This is a genomic window from Chlamydia sp., assembly GCF_017472245.1.
Taxonomy (GTDB): Bacteria; Chlamydiota; Chlamydiia; order Chlamydiales; family Chlamydiaceae; genus Chlamydia.
On record NZ_JAFUQR010000005.1, the window covers coordinates 127,576 to 147,318 of the forward strand.

Consider the following 19,743-nt stretch of genomic DNA (forward strand, 5'->3'; position numbering starts at 1 on the left):
TGAGTCCATCGACCTCATCTGACTTTTCTTATAATAATTCTTTCGGTAGCTGGAATACCATATCCTCTTCAACAAAAAGATCTGTCTCAACGACTAAATTCGGAATAAATTCCCGTAGTTTCATTAGACAGGATTGCACAACACTTTCAGGAGTTGAAGCTCCTGCTGTCATTCCAATATTCCCTGAATATTGTAAAATCTCTTCTGTAATTTCCTCAGGATCATTCACTAATCTGGCAAAGACCCCTCGTCTCATAGCAACTTCTCTTAAACGATTCGAGTTCGAGCTTCTAGTATCCCCTATGACATAAACAAAATTCACCTTTGGGAGAATATTCCGTAACGCTCTCTGCCGGTTCTGAGTAGCATAACAAATAGAAGAAGTTGGCAATGTAATGATTTGTGGATAACGAGATTTTAAAGCTGCGACGATGTCTGCAGAATCATCCATACTCAAAGTCGTTTGCATTACATAAAATAAAGGGTCCTGCGCACTGAAAGGCAAAGATTCTACTTCTGAGACATTTTCTACGACCGTTACTTGATCAGGAGCTTCCCCGCGTATTCCAATCACCTCAACATGTTTTCTCTTACCGATTAAAATGGTATGATATCCCTTCCCTGCATACAACTTAACAGCAGAATGAACTCTTGTAACAAGACCGCATGTCGCGTCAATATCAATCAACCCCCTTTCTTTTGCTTCTTCTCTTATGGAAGGAGGAATACCATGAGCAGAATAAATAACTCGACTGTTATGAGGAACATCTTGTAAATCTTCAATAAAAATCGCCCCCTTGGCTCGTAACTCGTCAATCACATGACGATTATGCACAATCTCATGCTTAACATAAATCGGAGCTCCCCATCTCTCTAAAGCTTTTTCTACTATTTGTATTGCACGGATCACTCCCGCACAAAACCCCCTGGGTGAACACATAATAACTTTACGCACAAATCACCTTTTTAATTCTACTTTATGAGAACGAGGGCTTTTCGTTACTCGAAAAGCCCTCAGTCATTATGAATAAAACAAATAGCTAACTATCATCCTCAGAGATCATAATCACGCTATCGTTATTAATCAACTGACAGACTAATTTTTTTATTTTATCGAAATACTCCGAATAGCTTCGATGACGAATATCATTAGCCGTGAAAGGAATCTCGATATGAGGCTCAACCCCAATATTTTCAATTAAATCACCGTGCATTCTAACAGCTAAAGATCCCGTTAAGGAACAACTTTTAATTCCTGTTCTATTGGGGAACTCCACATTAAACACAAACCCCCCAGCCCCAGCCGTACGAGATCCAACAACAAGAGCTCTGTCATTATCCTTCAGAACAGCTGGAAAGAAGTCTGCACAAGAAAAATCTTGTTCATTAATCAGAACACAAATTGGCTTATTATACTGAACTCGTGGATGAGGATGTATTTGCTCAAAACCAAAAAGAGGAATCGGATTTGATAGTTCGATATCCCCATTCTGCCAGCAAGCCAACACTTGATCTGAAAAGCTTTTCAAGTATTCAGCAACTTGCAAATTGACCGTATACCCCTCCATGTTCTCACCTAAAACGAGACGAGCCTCTGCATCCGTATCAACAGATTCCAATAATTTTTTCCAATCCAGAGCATCAACAACTTCATCTTGTGTCAGAATCATGCGATGCTTAGGAAGATTTAAAGGCCTATCTGTCAGCATAGAAAGCAGACCATATAGATAAAGGACACTACCTCCTGGATTATTTGTTTGATCAATAATCAAAGCATCTGTCTTTAAAGAAAATAGGTCTATGATCTTTGCAAACTCTTCCCAAGGAGGAGGACCCATAGGATCTACGTCTTCCATTTCTTGCCAACCATATGTAGCGATTCTTAGAAATCCTATATTGTGGCGGATCCCGCGTTCATCAACTATAGGGAAAATATAGGCATGAAAAGGCCCTTCCGATTCCCAAAGGACAGGGCCCATCACAGGGAAAAAGCCATCCGCATTTCCAATATTATACCCACTTTTCAAACCACTAGTCGCATAATGATTACGCAACTCTGCCCAAAAATGAGGAACCATTGGAGAATGGAACAAAGAACTAGCGTGATGATTGTCTCTCTTAGGGAACAGTCCTCTCATAGATTTTTGTAACTGAGGAGCCTTGATAGAAGGAGCTATCGCAGATAAATCTCCTACACCTTCTGGAGTGTAACGCCACTGTACACGTACCTCTTTGATAGAGCCAGAGGACGGACGTCGAACCTTTAAAGAAACTCGTCCAGAAGGAACTTCATGACCCAAAGAAGCCATTCGGGAGAATAAGGTGCGTAAAGCAGCCGATTCTTCAGCAAGAGTCCCCTTATGATTGCCTCCATATAAAGTAGCAAGCACTTCTTCCACGGGACATCCATCTACTTCTAACAACTCATCTCCGATACGGATATCAGAGGAAAAAGTCATCACATCTACAAAATAGAAATGTCCATCGCTACTCTTCTGTAATGAATAAGGAAGATAAGCATTTTCTACAGCATAGAAAGTTACCCCTGCATGAAAATCATTCAACTCTTGAATAAAATCAGCGATTACCTGCTGACAAAAGCTTGTCGAAGGATTCTCGACTGAACACAGCTTCTGCTGCGCATAAACGACGCTTTCAGAAAGATTCCAACCTAGATACTCCTCCTTCCAAACCTTAGGAGCATACTTGACCTGTAACAAATTCTCTAAAAAATGTAAGTCTTTTAAAGCATTTTTGCAGACCAAGCTCTCTCCTCGCAAAGGAGAGTGTACAGCGGAAGAAAAAGTGAGCAACAATAGCAAAAACCTATTCATTTTCATAATTGATATTCTCCAAAACCCATTTTTCCATTTAAAAGGGGCTCATAATAGGATAAGAGCCCCTTTATTTAAAGGCGTTTTAAAGAAAACAGCCCCAGAAATTGTTCTGAGAGGCCTACATGAAAAAATACATCAAATTTTCCATCAAAAAATATACAACCAATCCTCCGAAATAACTAGCTAAAGCAATCCAAGAAATATGTTTCACATACCAGCCGAAACTAACTTTTTCCATACCCATGAAAGCTACGCCCGCAGCCGATCCAATGATGAGAATACTTCCTCCAGTTCCCGCAGCATACGCAATCAGTTTCCAGAGAGGATCATTCAAAGGAAGATCATACATACCTATGGTGGCAGCAACTAACGGAACATTATCTAAAACACTCGAAACCAAGCCGAGTAAAACAGCAAGAGTGTTACGGGAAAACAATGTATCCATACCTACAGACAAATCTTGTAACACATGTGAATAAGCCAATGCATTAACAGCTAACAAAATCCCAATAAAGAATGTAACAGAGGAAATGTCGATTCGCGTCAAAATATGCGGCATACGTAAATGACTACGTCCTTCACCATGAGGAGAATGAATCCAGTCACTCACAAGCCAAACTAAGCCAAGCCCTAGTAACGCTCCCATAAAAGGAGGAACTCCCAGTACAGCTTTCCACATAGGAATCATGAGCAAAGATCCAAAGCCAACACAAGCAATCAAATTACTTTTAGGAAGAGCTGGTTCTCTGTCAAAATCCTCTACTAATCCGGAACAATGTCGCTTCTTTAAAAGTAACTGACCGCAGCACCCTGCAACCAGCACACAGACAACACTAGGAAGAAACAGCGAAGTAATGATCCCAGCCGTAGAGATCTTATTGTTGATCCAAAGCATTGTCGTAGTAACATCTCCTAAAGGCGTCCAAGCTCCTCCAGCATTAACCCCGATTACACAGAGAGCTCCTAGTAATAATCGATCTTCTCGAACTTTAACAAGACGCTTCAGAAGCGAAATAATAATAATAATAGAGGTAAGATTATCTAAGGCCGCTGACAAGAAAAAGGAAAGAGTAAGCAAAACCCAAAGAAGAACATTTCTCGACTCAACTTTACAGCACCGAACAACAACAGAAAATCCTTTATGTGCATCTATGAGCTCGACAATTGCCATCGCAGCAAATAAAAAGAAAATCACTTGTGCCATATCCGCAATCTCTTCAACCATCATTGCATGGTCGATATGAGGCATATGGGAGAAACAAACCAACCACATTAAACCTCCCATAGCCAGAGACACAGCAGACTTATTCACTCGAACAATGTGTTCAAAAATTATCGCAAGATACCCGAACAGGAACAGCGCGCATAACTGAAATTTTAACATAAAGACCTCGACAAGCGCCTTACTCCGAGGACTTCATTCCAAAAACTAAGAGCCCACAGAAACTTAGGCAAAAACAATCACGAGAAACCACAAGACTTTGCGTACATACGCTGATGTACGTGATGGTCAGAACGCTCACCTCGTACACAGATCTAGATCTTGAACTCGTCTCCAAGCTCTTAACACCATGACAACCTTTAGAAAAGATCTCATTCGAAAGACGAGCTTACAAAGACCTAGGCTATGTTACACAAAAATAGTTTTCAGCACTACAGCGAAAACCTTAGCTTTTAATAAAGAAGAAATCACTCCAAGATTTTTGGCGAAAAAAAATTAAAATTATAAAGTATCAACACTTGCGTTTCTCAAAAAAATTCTTTATTTTAACTAACAAAGTAGATTTCCTAGTCTTTTCTATCTGCAAAACTGTTGCATAGAAAACCTTTTTCATCAAAAGTGTTCCCGCTTTTGTTTTCACTACGCCATATTTGCGTCGGAGGTCCCTAATAAACATACAAGCTCCCCCTTGCAGATGAAAACGACTAATTGTCTAGACATCTTATTAAATGCAAAACTGATACATCACGAATTCATTGCCAAAGCCTTTGGAAATAGATCTGTAAAGAAACTACGCTTTAGTCTCTATTCGTGATAAAAAGATAGAAAGGCAATCCTAGACTAGAAGAGAGTCCTTAGACTAAAATTCCTCTCCTCTAGTTAGATAAATTCCTTTCTACTATAAGAAAAAGAACGTCTTTTTTTTGAATACGGAAGAGGCCTTTTGGTGAAAGTTTCCCTATCCTTCAAACATCTTGTCCCTAAATTAGTTACCTGCTTAAAAGAAGGGTATTCTTTTAATACATTGAAAAAAGACTTTATCGCAGGGCTTACTGCAGGAATTCTAGCCTTCCCTTTAGCTATTGCCATTGCGATAGGGATAGGAGTTTCTCCATTGCAAGGGTTATTAGCCTCCATCATTGGAGGCTTTCTTGCCTCTGCTTTGGGGGGCAGTCGTGTGCTGATATCGGGACCTACAAGTTCCTTTATCTCCATCCTCTACTGCATTGGCGTCAAATATGGAGAAGATGGACTATTTACCATCACGTTGATGGCTGGAATATTCTTAATTATTTTTGGCCTCGCAGGATTGGGCACCTTCATTAAATATATGCCTTATCCAGTGGTTACAGGACTCACAACAGGCATTGCAGTCATCATTTTTTCTTCCCAAATCCGAGATTTCCTTGGGCTTCAAATGGGAGATGGTGTTCCTCTAGATTTTATTGGGAAATGGGTAGCGTATTGGGACTACCTATGGACCTGGGATAGCAAGACTTTTGCAGTTGGATTATTTACTCTGCTTCTTATGATCTATTTTCGGAACTTCAAGCCACGCTATCCTGGAGTGATGATTTCAATCATCATTGCCTCAACCTTGGTATGGATTCTTAAAATAGACATTCCCACGATCGGTAGTCGTTACGGAACTCTTCCTAGTGCTTTACCCAGTCCGATTTTCCCTCATATTAGCATTACAAAAATGCTACAGCTCATGCCAGATGCTTTGACGATTGCGGTCTTATCCGGAATAGAAACTCTATTGGCCGCCGTAGTTGCTGATGGAATGACTGGATGGAGACATCAATCTAACTGCCAGCTAATTGGCCAAGGGATTGCTAACATTGGGACTTCCTTATTCGCAGGCATGCCCGTTACAGGCTCTCTTTCAAGGACAACGGCAAGTATTAAATGCGGAGCTAGCACTCCTATGGCAGGGATCATCCATGCGATCTGCCTCTCCTTCATCTTACTGCTTTTAGCCCCTTTAACGATCAAAATACCTCTAACGTGCCTAGCCGCAGTCTTAATTTTAATTGCCTGGAATATGAGTGAAATCCACCATTTCATTCATTTATTCACAGCTCCTAAGAAAGATATTCTTGTTTTGTTGACAGTGTTTATTCTTACAGTCATGACTACAATCACTTCTGCAGTACAAGTGGGTATGATGCTCGCAGCCTTCCTATTTATGAAGCAAATGAGTGATCTTTCTGATGTGATTTCTACCGCAAAATATTTTGATGAATCCGAGCAACCTCAAAATGATTTGCTGTTCAGCAAAAATGAGGTTCCTCCTTCTACAGAAATTTATGAAATCAATGGCCCTTTTTTCTTTGGAATCGCAGATAGACTAAAAAATTTATTAAACGAAATAGAAACTCCTCCAAAAATCTTCATTCTATGTATGAGCAGGGTTCCTACAATAGATGCATCAGCTATGCATGCTTTAGAAGAATTCTTCTTAGAATGTGACCGACAAGGTACTTTACTGCTTTTAGCCGGAGTGAAGAAAACCCCTCTTAATGATTTGAGAAGATATCACGTCGATGAGCTAATCGGGGTAGATCACATATTCTCAAACATAAAAGGAGCATTATTATTTGCAAAAGCATTGATCAAATTAGAAAGTAAATCTTCTCAATGACCTGCTATCTGTGACTGTACGGACAATATGTGTCCGTACAGCCTTATTTTCTGAGATCTATCCTCCTTCTTTTTTCCCAAGCATCAATCCTGGGATAACATGCGTATCAAACTCATGTTCAGACAAAAATCCTAATGATACGCAGGCTTCTTTAAGGCTGAGATTCTCATGAAAAGCTTTCAATGCGATCTTCGAACATTTATCATATCCCAAGATGGGCGTTAGAGCTGTGACTAACATCAAAGATCTTTCGACATTTTTCTGTAATTGGGTTTTATTCACCCTTAACCCACAAACAAAATAATCTGCAAAAGAGCGCATAGCCCCTGAAAGCAAATCTACTGACTGCAAAAAATCATAAATAATCACAGGCTTCATGACATTTAGTTCAAAATTTCCTTTAGTCCCTGCAAAAATGATGGACTGATTATTCCCAATAACCTGAGAACAAGCCATTTGCAAAGCTTCACTTTGAGTAGGATTGATTTTCCCTGGCATAATTGATGATCCCGGCTCATTTTCCGGGAAAAAAATCTCTCCTAATCCGCAACGAGGTCCTGATCCTAAAAAACTTAAATCTGTAGCAATTTTAATTAGAGAACAAGCCAAAACAGTAAGGGACCCATGAGCCTGCACTAAAGCATCATGATTCGATAATGCAGCAAAATAGTTAGACGCAGGAATAAAAGGCTCCCCGGTCTCTTGTCTTAAATAATGAATTACCCTATCTACAAACCCTTCAGGAACATTCAACCCCGTTCCGATAGCAGTTCCTCCAATAGCTAACTCATAAAGATGAGTTAAAGAAAACCCTATTCTCTCTAAGCAATTACGCAATTGGCAGCTGTATCCTGAAAACTCCTGCCCAAGGGTCATGGGTACAGCGTCCATTAAATGCGTTCTTCCAATCTTAATATCTCGAGCAAACTCCAGAACTTTTGCATCAATCACTCTTTGTAAATGTTCCAAAGCCGGAATTAAAGAATGTTTTATGCTTTTCACTGCAGCTATATGCATAGCGGTAGGAAAAACATCATTCGAAGATTGGGATTTATTTACATGATCATTGGGATGAACAGGATGTTTACTTCCAATCTCTCCTCCATGACGCTTAATAGCTAAATTGGCGATAACCTCATTCACATTCATATTGCTTTGGGTTCCGCTTCCTGTTTGCCAGACTTTTAAAGGGAAGTGCTCATTCAATTCTCCAGATAAAATTTCATCTGCTGCAGCAACAATCATGTCCCTTCTTTTTGCATCCAAACACTGCAAATCTCCATTCGCCTTGGCAGCACATTTCTTAATGGTTACTAATGCATGAATTACCTCTATAGGCATCAACTCTTTACCATAAGCAAAAAACTCTTGTGAACGTCCAGTTTGAGCTCCAAATAATTTATCTTCAGGAACCAATACAATTCCTAAGCTATCATTCTCTTGCCGCATATGCCCTCTTTCCTTATGATTCCCCCACCGATAGATTCCCTTTTCCTTTTATGAAAACCATTACTAGCTACGCACTCATCATCATTTTTTTGATCGGGATTTGGGAATTCTTCGCACAAAACCATCCCAACTTCGGCTTTATATGCCCCCCACCATCCAAGATACTTGTGACGGGGATACACTCCTATTCGCTATTACTTCAGCATGCTTCGTATACTGCCCAAGGTATTTTAGGAGGATTCTTTTTAGCATTACTATTAGCCATTCTATTTTCCTCCACAATGTTTCTCTTCCCTTCTACTTGTGGCCTGTTACACCCCTTATGTGTTTTAGTACAATGTCTTCCTATGTTCACTTTAGCTCCTTTAGTTGTTCTTTGGTTTGGATGGGGAACAAGAGCAGTGATCATTCCCACAGCCTTAAGTATTTTTTTCCCATTGGCTCTAACCATCTATCAAGGAATTAAAAATCCTCCGGAAGAACTCCTGGAACAATTTATTCTTTGTCGAGCAACAAGCTGGCAAACCCTTTTCAAGTTAAGAATTCCTTATGGTTTGCCTCACATTTTTTCCGGGCTTAAAATTGCTATGAGTTCTGCAGGATTTGCAACTCTTGCTGGAGAATGGGTGGCTTCCCAATCAGGGTTAGGAATCCTCATCTTAGAAAGTCGTCGAAACTATGATATGACAATGGCTTTAGCAGGATTATCCTTGCTCACATTGCTTACCCTAAGTTTATTTCACGGCGTCCTTCTTCTTGAACGCAGCATCTTTTCTTTCTTTAGAATAGAAAAAAGTAAAACCAAAACTCGAAAAAAGAAGTGGGTCTTTGCTCTAATCCCTCTTGCTACACTCCTCGGATTATTTCTCCTAGAAAAGAAGCCCATAACAATTCCCCCACTCTCTACGCAATCTTTTGTTTTGTTGTTAGACTGGACGCCTAATCCCAATCATATCCCTCTTTATGTTGGGATAGAGAAAGGATTTTTTTTAGATGAAGGAATCTCCCTAACCTTACAGAAAAATACAGACACATGCTCTTCCGTTCCCCATCTTTTGCTTGAAAAAGTTGACTATACGCTTTACCACAGCCTAGGAATATTAAAAGCCGCAATCAAAGGGGCTCCTATTCAGATTGTAGGAAGACTTATTGACAGCTCTTTACAAGGCCTTATCTACCGGACCAATGAGGGTATAGAAAAACTAGAAGATCTTAACAACCGCGTACTCGGTTTCTGTCTCAATGACTCACAAAAACTACCTCATTTACTGGAATTTTTACGTAAACATCATGTCGTACCTTCTGATATTAAAAACGTCAGCGCAGATATGATTTCTCCTATGCTTACCCGTCAAATAGATTTTTTATACGGAGCTTTCTATAACATTGAAGGGGTAACTATTTCTTTGAAAGGAATGCCTACCAGTTGTTTCCTATCCGATACCTACGGCCTCCCCACTGGTCCACAGCTCCTCATTTGCGGGAAAAAGGGATCTCTTGCTACAACTCCTCAATCTCTTTATAGTATGCAAAAGGCTTTATCACGAAGTTTAGAGTTTTGTCGCGAGCATCCTCAAGAGGCTTTCGCAGTTTACGTAAAAGTAACCAAAAACTCACCTAAAGTATTGTCTGATGAACAAGCACAATGGGAAGCTACTATTCCTCTATTAGCTAGAACCCAATCTCCTTTATCACAAGAACTACTACAAACACTCCTCTTTACCCTATCTTCCACTTACCCAGATCTGCAAGCATCCATCAACGCCTTTGATATTGAGTCTTTTCAGTAAAAGAAAATACTTTTTTAGAATAAAAAATTTATTTGGTTTCTTTTTTAATTATTAGGTTTCGTTAAATCTCATCTTAAACTACACTCTTGCATGCGATTTAGAGAATCTTGATTGCTGAAAATGGAGCACGCTCTTCTTTCAGAATAAAATACAAACCTTTTTATAAATGTCTTATGGATTGGCCATTTTTTTTGCTGTCTCAAAGTTGCATCTTGTTTTTAGCAGCAGATTCTACAACGAATATTGAAGTCCTTAATAGAGTCTTGGACAATTTATCTAAAAGAAACAAAGCTTTGCTATTGATCCGAGAAAGTTTTTTTGCTCTTATCGGCTCATTGATTCTGTATCCTGCCCTATCGAAACTTCTCTACTCCCTACAAACTCCAGCTTGTGCAACTACTGTTGTTGGAGGATGTGGAGTTATGCTAGTGGGAATGCGAGCCATTCTTCGAAATACTCAAGTAGCTTCCTGGACTAAGCTCCCTTCCTTTTCCCGCTCTCCTAAAATATTCCCTATTGCTCTTCCTTTAATGATCGGGCCTTCTTGGCTATGTGCTTGTGCCCCCCTAACTACACAGAATCTCCCATTTTCTATTGTTGGTGCTCTTCTATTTTTCTCTTGGCTAATGATGGCAACCACCACTCTTGTTCTCCAAGTAACTAACAAAGAAGGCTCCCAAGCAATAATCGCGATACAGACAATTTTAGGACTTGCAGTCGTGATCGTAGGCGCACAACTCCTGGTATCAGGCTTACAGCAAACTTTCCTATAAGAAGGCAAGTGTATTATGCTACATTCCTTATTTCGCCTTACTCTACTTTTTTATGCCCTTTTCAATTCTTTAGGTTCTTTGCCTGTTTTTGTTGCCTTATTGAAAAAATTTTCTTTCCGAAAACAACAACGTATCATCTTAAGGGAGTCCATCTACGCTTTGCTCCTGCTGTTTTTATTCATAACTTTTGGACGAAGTTTCTTCCGTTTACTAGGTATCACTCTACCAGCGTTCCAATTGACAGGAGGGCTGCTTCTCGGAGCTATTGCTATTGACATGATGAAAGCTCTCCCTCCTCATACGGAGGCCTTAAAACAAAACAAAGAAGAACCTGTTTTCTTTCCTTTGGCCTTTCCTATTATTACAGGGCCCGCAATGATCACCTCCACTCTAGGGCATATGGAAGAGGGTATTTTCTCTAAAGAGGTTGTTTTGGGAGCTATTCTGCTCGCTTGGCTTTTTTCTCTAATTACGCTACTCCTCTCTAGCCCCATTAATCGCCTATTTGGCCAAATGGGATTGTTAGCATTAGAGCGTTTATTTAGTATTAGTTTAGCTTTGATGTCTGTCAACCTTATACTGAAAGCTTTCTCCACAGCTTTTAATATAGGGTATTATGTGATGCCATAAAGCATCCCTTACACAAAAAAGAAACAAATGAATCAGAAATCTTTTTTTTGGTTTTCCTTTTATGAAAAGAAATGATCCTTGTTGGTGTGGTAGCCAGAAAAAATGGAAACATTGCCACTCCCCGGCTAAACCAGAACGTCCTGACGATAATTTAAGACAATTTTATGCTTCTCGCTATGGTATTATCATCAAAACACCCGAGCAAATAAAGAAAATTCGTCATGCCTGTCAAGTAACTGCTCAAATTCTTAACGCTTTATGCGAAGCTGCAAAAGAAGGCGTAACTACAAACGAGCTCGATCGTTTATCCCAAGAACTCCACAAAGACTACAAGGCCATTCCAGCTCCGCTTAATTATGGACAACCGCCTTTCCCAAAAACTATCTGCACTTCACTCAATGAAGTCATTTGCCACGGCATCCCCAATGACATTCCTTTACAAAATGGGGATATTATGAATATTGACGTCTCTTGCATTGTAGATGGATTCTATGGAGACTGTAGCAGAATGGTGATGATAGGGGAAGTTTCTGAGATAAAAAGAAGAGTCTGTGAAGCCTCTCTGAAAGCTCTTAACGAAGCAATAGCGATTTTAGAGCCTAATCTTCCTCTGTACGAAATTGGAGAAGTAATTGAAAATTGCGCAGCACGGTATGGATTCTCTGTTGTTGATCAATTTGTAGGCCACGGAGTAGGAGTAAAATTCCACGAAAATCCCTACGTAGCGCATCACAGAAACTCTTGTAAGATCCCCCTAGCCCCAGGTATGATTTTCACCATCGAACCTATGATCAATGTAGGGAAAAAAGAAGGATGCATCGATCCAATAAATCACTGGGAAGCACGAACCTGCGATCATCAGCCTAGTGCACAGTGGGAGCACACCGTACTTATTACGGATTCTGGTTATGAAGTACTAACCCTTCTAAACAAATAATCTCTTCTTCCAAAGCCTCAATCTGAGACAAAAGATCCTGAATAATAAAAAGATTATCAATCGCAGATGGATTCGAGGCTTCTTCTTCTCTTTTTAGCGTTAATAGTTGTTCCTGAGCTAAAAACCGCTCTTGTCTAGCCTTTCTAAGACAAGCATCTTTAGCCTTAAACTGCTCTCTCAGTTGTAAATACTTGCCTTTATAAACAGCCCTCTCGTGATTAGCAGAATGGCTAAGCAGTTTTTCTGTAACTATCTCTTGTTTTAAAGACTCTATCTCACTATCCTTCCTGATATTTTCCCTTTCCAGAACTTCTCGATGACGAATAGCCTCTAACAAATCTGCTAAAGCTTTTTCCAAACACTCCTCAGCATATCGCTTTCCACAGGTTTCCTCTTCGCAGGTCTTCTCTAGATGAGCAATTTTATTCTCTACCTCAAGAAGAAACTGTGGGTCGCAAGCTTCTTTTTCTAGGTTCCCTTCAAAAACAGTCCAAGGGAAAAAAGCTCCTTCTTCTCCTCCTGTAGCAACACGAACATACTCTTGATGAAGAATCGAATAATCTTTCAACCAATCATCTCTTTGGCTAATAAGAATTTGCAAATCTCTATCTGTATGCTCGTATTTCCTTGAGATTTCTTCAAGATGCTTGCGACAAACAGAAAGCTCCTCTTCCAAAGCCAATATCCTCCCCTCAAAAAAACGCTCTCCCTCTTTTCGTTCTTGCACTTGGCGATTATACGATTCCTGAAGTTCATCACGTAAAGTCGCTAACTTTGTTAAAGACGCTGTCTTTTCTTCTATAAGCCCCTCAACTAAAGATATACCGAGAAGTAGGATTCCATAGGAAACAATGAATGTAAGAGTCAGTAGCCCACCCCAGAAAGTAGGCACAGAAAAATTACTACAAAGCACTAACCCTAAAGAAATCGCCCCTATTACAGATATTCCATATCCCCAACCGTGAAGAAAGGAAACTAGAGCAACGAAGATACTCATAATACCCAAAACAACCAGCAAGGGAAGCGAGGGAACCAAGGATAAACAACCGATCCCCCCTAAGAATAGCACTATAGGTATAAAGAAAAGCCTCACTTCAAGATTCTGTAGAGGCTTTAGGAAGAAGGATTTTAAAGCTTTTCCTTTTCCTCTTACAGTTCCGAATCCCATCAGACCCCTCTTTTCTGTTTAGGGCTGCTCCAAAGAAGCTAACGCTTTGGTCAACAAAAAGCTAACCAATTCTCGATCCCCTTCATAGATCATCTCGACGTTCATTTTCCCATCTGCCGAGAGTCGCCCACAAGTTAGTACTATATAAGCACTAATATCATTATCTCCTAAAAAATCCAATTGCTCGCAGTCTTTAACCTCTGACACACAGCCCCCCACGTAGGAAAACATTTTTTGCCTAAAACACTCTCTGCAGCATTTCGCAAAAAGCTTTAATACAATTACTTACACTATTCTGAAAATTTCTGCTTAAAAACACCCTTCAAACAGGAATTCTCATTACCAATAACTGTCCGAATTTCCATCCAAACACAAAATAGGCCTCTAGATCCCCTCTCCAAGGCTGTTAGAGCTTAAAAGAAAAGGGGTTAAATAAGAGGCTTATTTTTAGAACAAATTATTATTTTTATTAAAGTGAGAAATTGCTGGTAAAATAAAAAATAAAAACAAAAAAATTTTTAGAATATGTCAGTACCTATCCAGCAAACAGGAGACACTAAATATGTCTCTTCACTACCTCCTTTAGAACCTCTAAGAACGCCTCCAATGGCAGAACTTTTGTTCAGTATTTACTCACTTCTTTTGGGAGCTGTAGAAATACGCCAACAAACGATTCTCACACAATCTCAACAACTCAACGACAATACTAATATCCAGCAACAATTAAACCAAGAAACTAATCGCATTAAATACGCTGTCGTTAATGCCGGAGCGAAAGAGGATGAGATTACACGAGTACAGAACCAGAACCAAAACTACTCCGCGCAACGTTCTAACATTCAAGATCAATTAGTAACTGCTCGACAAAACGGACAAATTATCCTTTCCCATGCATCCACAAACATCAACATCATGCAGCAGATCGCCCAGCAAAACTCCTCCTTCATTAAGACACTGAACTCTGTGGGAAGTACTGTTAATCAATTGAATAAACCCCTGTCTTAACCCTATCAACTAATTTTTGAGGCAGATATGTGGCATCTTCCTTTAGAACCAGTGAAAGCCGCTGTAGAGCTACCTGAAACACCCCCAGTTACAGGCACAGCGAACTCTGCAACAGCGGATGAGATCATAGCTCGTTTTGCTAAAGACTCAAATCCACTTATTGTTACAGTTTACTACATTTATCAATCTGTTCTTGTAGCCCAAAACAATCTCTCTTTAGTTGCAGAACAGTTACAAGCTAATGCTGCAGCACAAACATTCTTAAATAACCAAGAAGCTTTGTACCAATACACAACAATTCCAAAAAACCAGGTCAATTCGCAAAACTCCTCCTATTTACAAAACGTACAATCCGTTAACCAGGCAGTGGGAGCATCCAGACAGGCTATCCAAAACCAAATATCCGGACTAGGAAATGCTTCTCAAGTTATTTCTAGTAACCTGAACACAAATAACAACATTATCCAACAATCCTTGCAAGTTGGTCAGGCGCTCATCCAAACGTTCTCACAAATCGTTAGCTTGATCGCAAACATATAAAAAAAGGACATCTAATGAGTAGTGCAGTCATCCCTATTCTTCCTGAAAAAACTGTGGTCATACCAGACTCTACACTGATGAATCCAATATCCATCGAGATCAATAAGCAGTCTGCTATGTACTTTTGTATCGCAGTCATGTTGCAACTTTCCGTATCAACTACAGAATACAGCCACGCTATCATGTCTGTTCTGCAAGAAAATACTCTTGAGCAGCAACGTAAAACAAAAGAATTAATTAACATTCCTTTGCTATACGTCCCATCATTGACACCAAAACCAAATTCTACAGACGAATATACCAATAACACCACAATTCAAGCTTTCCAAACGTCCAACCAACAAATCTCAGCAAACAGAGAGCTTATCCAGCAAGAGTTGTCCGCCGCTCAACAACGAGCTCAAGCAAACCAAAAAACAGTTAATGCTACATCCTCCGAATCGATGCAAATCCTTCAAGCTGTCTCCGCTCTACTCTCTTCTCTTGTAGATCTAACTATTAAAGCAAATCTCACAACTTCCCCTTCAGACTAACAATTGGGTGCGTTTTCCTCCGCGCACCCCTAAAAAACAAACTTACCGAGATAAAAGGAAGGTTGACAGCCAAAAACACAGCCTAGATAATAGGAGCTATTATAAATACTTTTGTAAAAAGGCCTCTCCTTTATGAGAGTTATCTTCCCAGACAAATATAAGCACACTCCCTTTTTAGGTAGGGCTCTTCAACAACTTCCTCTTTTGGTACTCGCTACTTCTTGCTCAGCTCCTTTTATTTCATTTTTTTTACAAAAATTTTTTCAAATGCGCGGTCCTGTAGAATGGCTGGCTTTATCTGTAGAAGGAATTAATCAACATTATTTTTGGCAATGGCTCACCTATCCTCTTGTCACAGCAGATACTCTTAAGCTTGGAGACGTCGGAAGTTTGGAAATTACGCAACGCTTGCTTATGCGTAATACTTTAGATTTCATCCTTTTTTATAAGGCAACAGATACGATTATTCGGAAACTGGGAGCAGGTCGCTTCGTATTCCTGCTCACAGCAGAGGTAGGCGTTATTGGGCTCACTGTTTGGGCTTTTTTGTGGTTGATTGATAGCCCTCAAGCCTTCTTTGGACCAGAAAGTCTTATCTGTGCTCTTCTGGTTGTTCGTGTCTTCCTAGATCCAGAAAAAAGATTAACCCTTCCCCTTTTTCCCATTTCCTTATCAAGAAAGTGGAGTTTCGTCCTTCTTTTAAATTTCTACTTTCTTATTTTAATTATTGTCGGGGCCTACGCTGCCTTGATCGGTTCAGTCCTGTCTATGGCTTTATCTATCTTATTTTGCCATAAAGAGAACATCCCTAATCCGTACAGGGGGCTATATCGCTAGCAGTCTTCTCGAAGACGCAATCTTCTTGGTCAGAAAAAAAAGAATACAAAGCAGCTCGAACCTCTCCGATCCCATTTAAAACCCCCTCTTCAAACCTAAAACAGGGGCTCTCTTCTAATTCACTATAGTCCATGGGCTGTAAGAGATCATCTTTAGTCAGACCAGTAACCATCGTAGCTCCCAAAGACATCAATCGCTTTTCTTGTTCAGCATACAGATGATTAAGTAGTGCGAAAATTTCGTTTTTCATCCTTTGTCTTTCTTTTTTCTAAAAAAAATTTTTTCATTAACAATTCGGATTCTTCATGACAAATCCCTGCACAACATTCTACTTGATGAAAGGGATGTTTTTCTAAAAAAACATTTAACCAACTTCCACCAGCACCTAAACGCAAGTCCGGAGCCCCCCAAACAATTCTAGGAATACGCGCTAGTTGAATTGCCCCCGCGCACATCAAGCATGGTTCTAAAGTGCAATAAAGAACTGTGTCTATCAATCTCCAGTTCTCCAAATGCTCTGCCGCAGCACCAATACAAATCATTTCAGCATGTGCCGTTGGATCTTTCAACTGCTCCACACTATTGTGTCCTCTGGCAATAATTCTATCTTTATGAACAATGATGCAACCAACAGGAACCTCATCTCGTTCATATGCCTTCCTGGCCTCATCTAAAGCCTTCTTCATGAAAAATAAATCTTTTTTTATGCACATAAAACAAGCTATAACTTAATAAAAAAGCTTTTCCTTTAATTAATTAATTTTTCACAAATCAAAAAGCCCTCATACCATATCACAGAACTCCTACACAAAGAAAAAAAACTTCTTACTCTAGCAAAAGATGTACATTAACAAACCTCTTAGGTATAATCGGTCATTACGGCATTTTTTGTATTTAAGGAGACATCGAATGTCTTTGGACAAGGGCACTAAAGAAGAGATTACTAAAAAATTTCAACTTCATGAAAAAGACACTGGTTCAGCAGATGTGCAAATCGCCATTTTGACTGAACACATCACAGAACTCAAGGAGCATCTTAAACGATCTCCTAAAGATCAGAATTCTCGTTTGGCTTTGCTAAAGCTAGTTGGTCAAAGAAGAAAACTTTTAGAGTACTTAAATTCTACTGACACTGAAAGATACAAGAATTTAATTGCTCGCCTTAATTTGAGAAAATAATATCCAATTTCATTTCTAGGACAGCTCCATGGCTTTTGAGACTTTTTCTGTTGAGTTAGACAAGGATAAAATATTAATTTTCGAAACAGGGAAAATAGCTCGCCAGGCCGATGGAGCAGTTCTTGTTAAAATGAATGAAACTTGGGTTTTCTCATCAGCATGCGCAGCCTCGTTGTTAGAGGCTGTGGATTTTCTACCCTTCAGGGTGGATTACCAAGAAAAATTTTCTTCCGCAGGAAAAACTTCCGGAGGATTCCTCAAGCGCGAAGGACGACCTTCTGAGAAAGAGATTCTCATATCTCGGTTAATAGATCGTTCTTTGCGGCCGTCGTTTCCTAATAGACTTATGCAAGACGTTCAAGTTTTGTCCTATGTTTGGTCTTATGATGGGAAAACATTACCAGATCCTTTAGCTATCTGTGGAGCTTCTGCCGCTTTGGCCATTTCAGAGGTCCCTCAGAACTGCATTGTTGCAGGTGTGCGCGTTGGTCTCATTGAAGGAAAATGGGTAATTAACCCAACAAAGGATGAGTTGGATTCCTCAAAACTCGATTTAGTTATGGCAGGTACAGCTTCTGCTGTGTTAATGATTGAGGGGCATTGCGACTTTTTAACAGAGGACCAAGTACTGGAAGCGATTGCTTTTGGTCAAACACATATAGCCAAGATATGTGACGCTATTGAGGAATGGCAAAAAGCTATTGGTAAGGAGAAACGACTCTCTTCTGTTCTTGATATACCAGAAAACGTGCAAAATGTTGTTTCGAATTTCATTCGAGAAAAATTTGAAAAGGCGCTATCTTTTCGAGATAGAGAAGCTTTGGCAAAAGCAACGCAAGAGTTAGAAGAATCTGTCATTACAAATCTCGTTCAGGAAGAAAGTGATTTCTCTTTATTGAATGTAAAAGCAGCTTTCAAGACTGCAAAATCTAATCAAATGCGGGCTTTAATTAAGAAGCTTGGTATTCGTGTAGATGGACGATCCACCACAGAGATTCGTCCTATTTTTATAGAAACTTCCTTCCTTCCAAGAACACACGGAAGCTGCTTGTTTACTCGAGGAGAGACACAAAGCTTGGCTGTGTGTACTTTAGGAGGAGAGAATATGGCGCAGCGATTCGAAGATCTAAATGGAGATGGTGCTGCTCGTTTCTATTTGCAGTATTTCTTCCCTCCTTTCTCCGTAGGAGAAGTTGGCAGAATAGGATCTCCTGGTAGACGGGAAATAGGACATGGGAAACTCGCAGAAAAGGCTCTCAGCCATGTTCTTCCTGAAGCATCGCATTTCCCTTACACAGTTCGAGTAGAGTCTAACATTACAGAATCTAATGGATCTTCATCCATGGCTTCTGTATGCGGAGGTTGTTTAGCATTAATGGATGCAGGAGTACCAATCAAAGCTCCTGTAGCAGGTATTGCTATGGGCTTGATTTTGGACCAAGATCGCGCCATCGTGTTATCCGATATTTCAGGGATAGAAGATCATCTCGGAGATATGGATTTTAAAGTTGCTGGGACTTTTGAGGGTATCACAGCTTTCCAGATGGATATCAAAGTAGAGGGCATTACGCATAAGATCATGGCACAAGCATTGGCGCAAGCTAAACAAGGACGTGGCCATATCCTTAACCTTATGACAGAAGTTATGTCCTCTCCTAAGGGAACGATTTCTAAATATGCTCCTCGCATTGAGACTATGCAGATTAATACTTCGAAGATTGCGACGGTAATTGGTCCCGGAGGGAAGCAAATCCGTCAGATTATCGAACGATCTGGAGCTCAGGTTGATATTAATGATAACGGGGTTATTAACATCGCTGCAAGTACTCAGGAGTCTATCGATAAAGCTAAAGAGCTTATTGAAGGATTAACAGGAGAAGTCGCAGTTGGAAAGATTTATAATGGTCGTGTTACATCCATTACAAACTTTGGAGCATTTGTAGAAATTCTCCCAGGGAAAGAAGGTCTCTGCCATATTTCTGAATTGTCTAAACAAAAAGTTAGCAATACGGCCGATTTCGTAAAAGAAGGTGACACACTTTCCGTTAAGCTGCTCAGCATCAATGAAAAAGGACAGCTTAAACTTAGTCATAAAGCAACGTTAGAAGGATAATCCTATTATTTAGTGTCTTTTCAAAAAGAATATAAAGCTAAGAAAATTACTTTTTCTTAGCTTTATTTTTTGTTTTCATTCTT

At 39.8% G+C, this 19,743-nt stretch carries 19 protein-coding genes; 11 read left to right on the top strand and 8 right to left on the bottom strand.

Features of this window, described 5'->3' with window-relative positions:
* Positions 1-28 precede the first annotated feature (28 nt).
* From ispH to IJ490_RS01620, 3 genes are all read right to left on the bottom strand, one after another.
* Positions 29-955: a 4-hydroxy-3-methylbut-2-enyl diphosphate reductase gene (gene ispH, locus IJ490_RS01610; protein ID WP_291892290.1), complete on the bottom strand. Its 927-nt coding sequence runs from the start codon at positions 953-955 to the stop codon at positions 29-31.
* An 85-nt stretch (positions 956-1,040) separates the two neighbouring features.
* Positions 1,041-2,840: a protease-like activity factor CPAF gene (locus IJ490_RS01615; protein ID WP_291892293.1), complete on the bottom strand. Its 1,800-nt coding sequence runs from the start codon at positions 2,838-2,840 to the stop codon at positions 1,041-1,043.
* A gap of 115 nt (positions 2,841-2,955) precedes the next feature.
* The gene (locus IJ490_RS01620) at positions 2,956-4,221 is read right to left on the bottom strand and encodes an NhaD family Na+:H+ antiporter (protein WP_291892297.1); all 1,266 of its coding nucleotides are present in this window, start codon (positions 4,219-4,221) and stop codon (positions 2,956-2,958) included.
* 781 nt (positions 4,222-5,002) lie between these two features.
* Here IJ490_RS01620 and IJ490_RS01625 point away from each other — a divergent pair.
* Positions 5,003-6,706, top strand: a complete 1,704-nt coding sequence (locus tag IJ490_RS01625) for a solute carrier family 26 protein (protein ID WP_291892300.1) — start codon at positions 5,003-5,005, stop codon at positions 6,704-6,706.
* A gap of 57 nt (positions 6,707-6,763) precedes the next feature.
* On the opposite strand, the gene fumC is transcribed toward IJ490_RS01625, so the two are convergent.
* Entirely contained in the window at positions 6,764-8,155 is a 1,392-nt protein-coding gene (gene fumC / locus IJ490_RS01630; RefSeq protein ID WP_291892303.1) for a class II fumarate hydratase, read from the bottom strand.
* A gap of 50 nt (positions 8,156-8,205) precedes the next feature.
* On the opposite strand from fumC, the gene IJ490_RS01635 reads away from it, so the two are divergent.
* The 4 genes from IJ490_RS01635 (at position 8,206) to IJ490_RS01650 (ending at position 12,285) form a co-directional block, all read left to right on the top strand.
* A complete protein-coding gene (locus IJ490_RS01635) occupies positions 8,206-9,945 on the top strand; it encodes an ABC transporter permease/substrate-binding protein (protein WP_291892306.1) in 1,740 nt (579 codons plus the stop codon).
* A gap of 173 nt (positions 9,946-10,118) precedes the next feature.
* Entirely contained in the window at positions 10,119-10,718 is a 600-nt protein-coding gene (locus IJ490_RS01640; RefSeq protein ID WP_291892309.1) for a MarC family protein, read from the top strand.
* Positions 10,719-10,733: 15 nt separating this feature from the next.
* Positions 10,734-11,348 carry a MarC family protein gene (locus tag IJ490_RS01645; RefSeq protein WP_291892312.1) on the top strand — a complete coding sequence of 205 codons (615 nt, stop codon included), beginning with the start codon at positions 10,734-10,736 and terminating at the stop codon, positions 11,346-11,348.
* A gap of 61 nt (positions 11,349-11,409) precedes the next feature.
* A complete protein-coding gene (locus IJ490_RS01650) occupies positions 11,410-12,285 on the top strand; it encodes a methionyl aminopeptidase (protein WP_291892315.1) in 876 nt (291 codons plus the stop codon).
* Here IJ490_RS01650 and IJ490_RS01655 read toward each other — a convergent pair.
* The gene (locus IJ490_RS01655) at positions 12,242-13,453 is read right to left on the bottom strand and encodes a hypothetical protein (protein WP_291892318.1); all 1,212 of its coding nucleotides are present in this window, start codon (positions 13,451-13,453) and stop codon (positions 12,242-12,244) included. The two genes, IJ490_RS01650 and IJ490_RS01655, sit on opposite strands and share 44 nt — an antisense overlap.
* Positions 13,454-13,471: 18 nt before the next feature.
* Positions 13,472-13,660 carry a hypothetical protein gene (locus IJ490_RS01660; protein WP_291893090.1) on the bottom strand — a complete coding sequence of 63 codons (189 nt, stop codon included), beginning with the start codon at positions 13,658-13,660 and terminating at the stop codon, positions 13,472-13,474.
* Between the two features lie 318 nt (positions 13,661-13,978).
* Between IJ490_RS01660 and IJ490_RS01665 the strand changes: the two genes are divergently transcribed.
* From IJ490_RS01665 to IJ490_RS01680, 4 genes are all read left to right on the top strand, one after another.
* Positions 13,979-14,458, top strand: a complete 480-nt coding sequence (locus IJ490_RS01665) for a DUF720 domain-containing protein (protein ID WP_291892322.1) — start codon at positions 13,979-13,981, stop codon at positions 14,456-14,458.
* 27 nt (positions 14,459-14,485) lie between these two features.
* On the top strand, positions 14,486-14,998 hold the full coding sequence (locus IJ490_RS01670) for a DUF720 domain-containing protein (RefSeq protein ID WP_291892325.1): 513 nt from the start codon (positions 14,486-14,488) through the stop codon (positions 14,996-14,998).
* Positions 14,999-15,012: 14 nt separating this feature from the next.
* Entirely contained in the window at positions 15,013-15,531 is a 519-nt protein-coding gene (locus IJ490_RS01675; protein ID WP_291892328.1) for a CT847 family type III secretion system effector, read from the top strand.
* A 132-nt stretch (positions 15,532-15,663) separates the two neighbouring features.
* A complete protein-coding gene (locus IJ490_RS01680) occupies positions 15,664-16,368 on the top strand; it encodes a hypothetical protein (RefSeq protein ID WP_291892331.1) in 705 nt (234 codons plus the stop codon).
* On the opposite strand, the gene IJ490_RS01685 is transcribed toward IJ490_RS01680, so the two are convergent.
* Both IJ490_RS01685 and tadA read right to left on the bottom strand, forming a co-directional pair.
* Positions 16,340-16,618, bottom strand: a complete 279-nt coding sequence (locus IJ490_RS01685) for a hypothetical protein (RefSeq protein WP_291892334.1) — start codon at positions 16,616-16,618, stop codon at positions 16,340-16,342. The two genes, IJ490_RS01680 and IJ490_RS01685, sit on opposite strands and share 29 nt — an antisense overlap.
* Positions 16,590-17,081, bottom strand: coding sequence for a tRNA adenosine(34) deaminase TadA (gene tadA, locus IJ490_RS01690; protein WP_291892338.1), 492 nt, complete (start codon positions 17,079-17,081; stop codon positions 16,590-16,592). Before tadA ends, IJ490_RS01685 begins: the two co-directional genes overlap by 29 nt.
* A gap of 196 nt (positions 17,082-17,277) precedes the next feature.
* Between tadA and rpsO the strand changes: the two genes are divergently transcribed.
* Together rpsO and pnp are read left to right on the top strand one after the other, a co-directional pair.
* The gene (gene rpsO, locus IJ490_RS01695; RefSeq protein WP_009872230.1) at positions 17,278-17,547 is read left to right on the top strand and encodes a 30S ribosomal protein S15; all 270 of its coding nucleotides are present in this window, start codon (positions 17,278-17,280) and stop codon (positions 17,545-17,547) included.
* Between the two features lie 28 nt (positions 17,548-17,575).
* On the top strand, positions 17,576-19,660 hold the full coding sequence (gene pnp, locus IJ490_RS01700; RefSeq protein ID WP_291892731.1) for a polyribonucleotide nucleotidyltransferase: 2,085 nt from the start codon (positions 17,576-17,578) through the stop codon (positions 19,658-19,660).
* Positions 19,661-19,743 lie beyond the last annotated feature (83 nt).

Excerpts from the sequence above, each read along its gene's own strand:
- IJ490_RS01615 (WP_291892293.1), bottom strand. The coding sequence starts at position 2,840 with ATGAAAATGAATAGGTTTTTGCTATTGTTGCTCACTTTTTCTTCCGCT.
- IJ490_RS01620 (WP_291892297.1), bottom strand. The coding sequence starts at position 4,221 with ATGTTAAAATTTCAGTTATGCGCGCTGTTCCTGTTCGGGTATCTTGCG.
- fumC (WP_291892303.1), bottom strand. The coding sequence starts at position 8,155 with ATGCGGCAAGAGAATGATAGCTTAGGAATTGTATTGGTTCCTGAAGAT.
- IJ490_RS01635 (WP_291892306.1), top strand. The coding sequence starts at position 8,206 with ATGAAAACCATTACTAGCTACGCACTCATCATCATTTTTTTGATCGGG.
- IJ490_RS01640 (WP_291892309.1), top strand. The coding sequence starts at position 10,119 with ATGGATTGGCCATTTTTTTTGCTGTCTCAAAGTTGCATCTTGTTTTTA.
- IJ490_RS01645 (WP_291892312.1), top strand. The coding sequence starts at position 10,734 with ATGCTACATTCCTTATTTCGCCTTACTCTACTTTTTTATGCCCTTTTC.
- IJ490_RS01650 (WP_291892315.1), top strand. The coding sequence starts at position 11,410 with ATGAAAAGAAATGATCCTTGTTGGTGTGGTAGCCAGAAAAAATGGAAA.
- IJ490_RS01655 (WP_291892318.1), bottom strand. The coding sequence starts at position 13,453 with ATGGGATTCGGAACTGTAAGAGGAAAAGGAAAAGCTTTAAAATCCTTC.
- IJ490_RS01665 (WP_291892322.1), top strand. The coding sequence starts at position 13,979 with ATGTCAGTACCTATCCAGCAAACAGGAGACACTAAATATGTCTCTTCA.
- IJ490_RS01670 (WP_291892325.1), top strand. The coding sequence starts at position 14,486 with ATGTGGCATCTTCCTTTAGAACCAGTGAAAGCCGCTGTAGAGCTACCT.
- IJ490_RS01675 (WP_291892328.1), top strand. The coding sequence starts at position 15,013 with ATGAGTAGTGCAGTCATCCCTATTCTTCCTGAAAAAACTGTGGTCATA.
- IJ490_RS01680 (WP_291892331.1), top strand. The coding sequence starts at position 15,664 with ATGAGAGTTATCTTCCCAGACAAATATAAGCACACTCCCTTTTTAGGT.
- IJ490_RS01685 (WP_291892334.1), bottom strand. The coding sequence starts at position 16,618 with ATGAAAAACGAAATTTTCGCACTACTTAATCATCTGTATGCTGAACAA.
- tadA (WP_291892338.1), bottom strand. The coding sequence starts at position 17,081 with ATGTGCATAAAAAAAGATTTATTTTTCATGAAGAAGGCTTTAGATGAG.
- rpsO (WP_009872230.1), top strand. The coding sequence starts at position 17,278 with ATGTCTTTGGACAAGGGCACTAAAGAAGAGATTACTAAAAAATTTCAA.
- pnp (WP_291892731.1), top strand. The coding sequence starts at position 17,576 with ATGGCTTTTGAGACTTTTTCTGTTGAGTTAGACAAGGATAAAATATTA.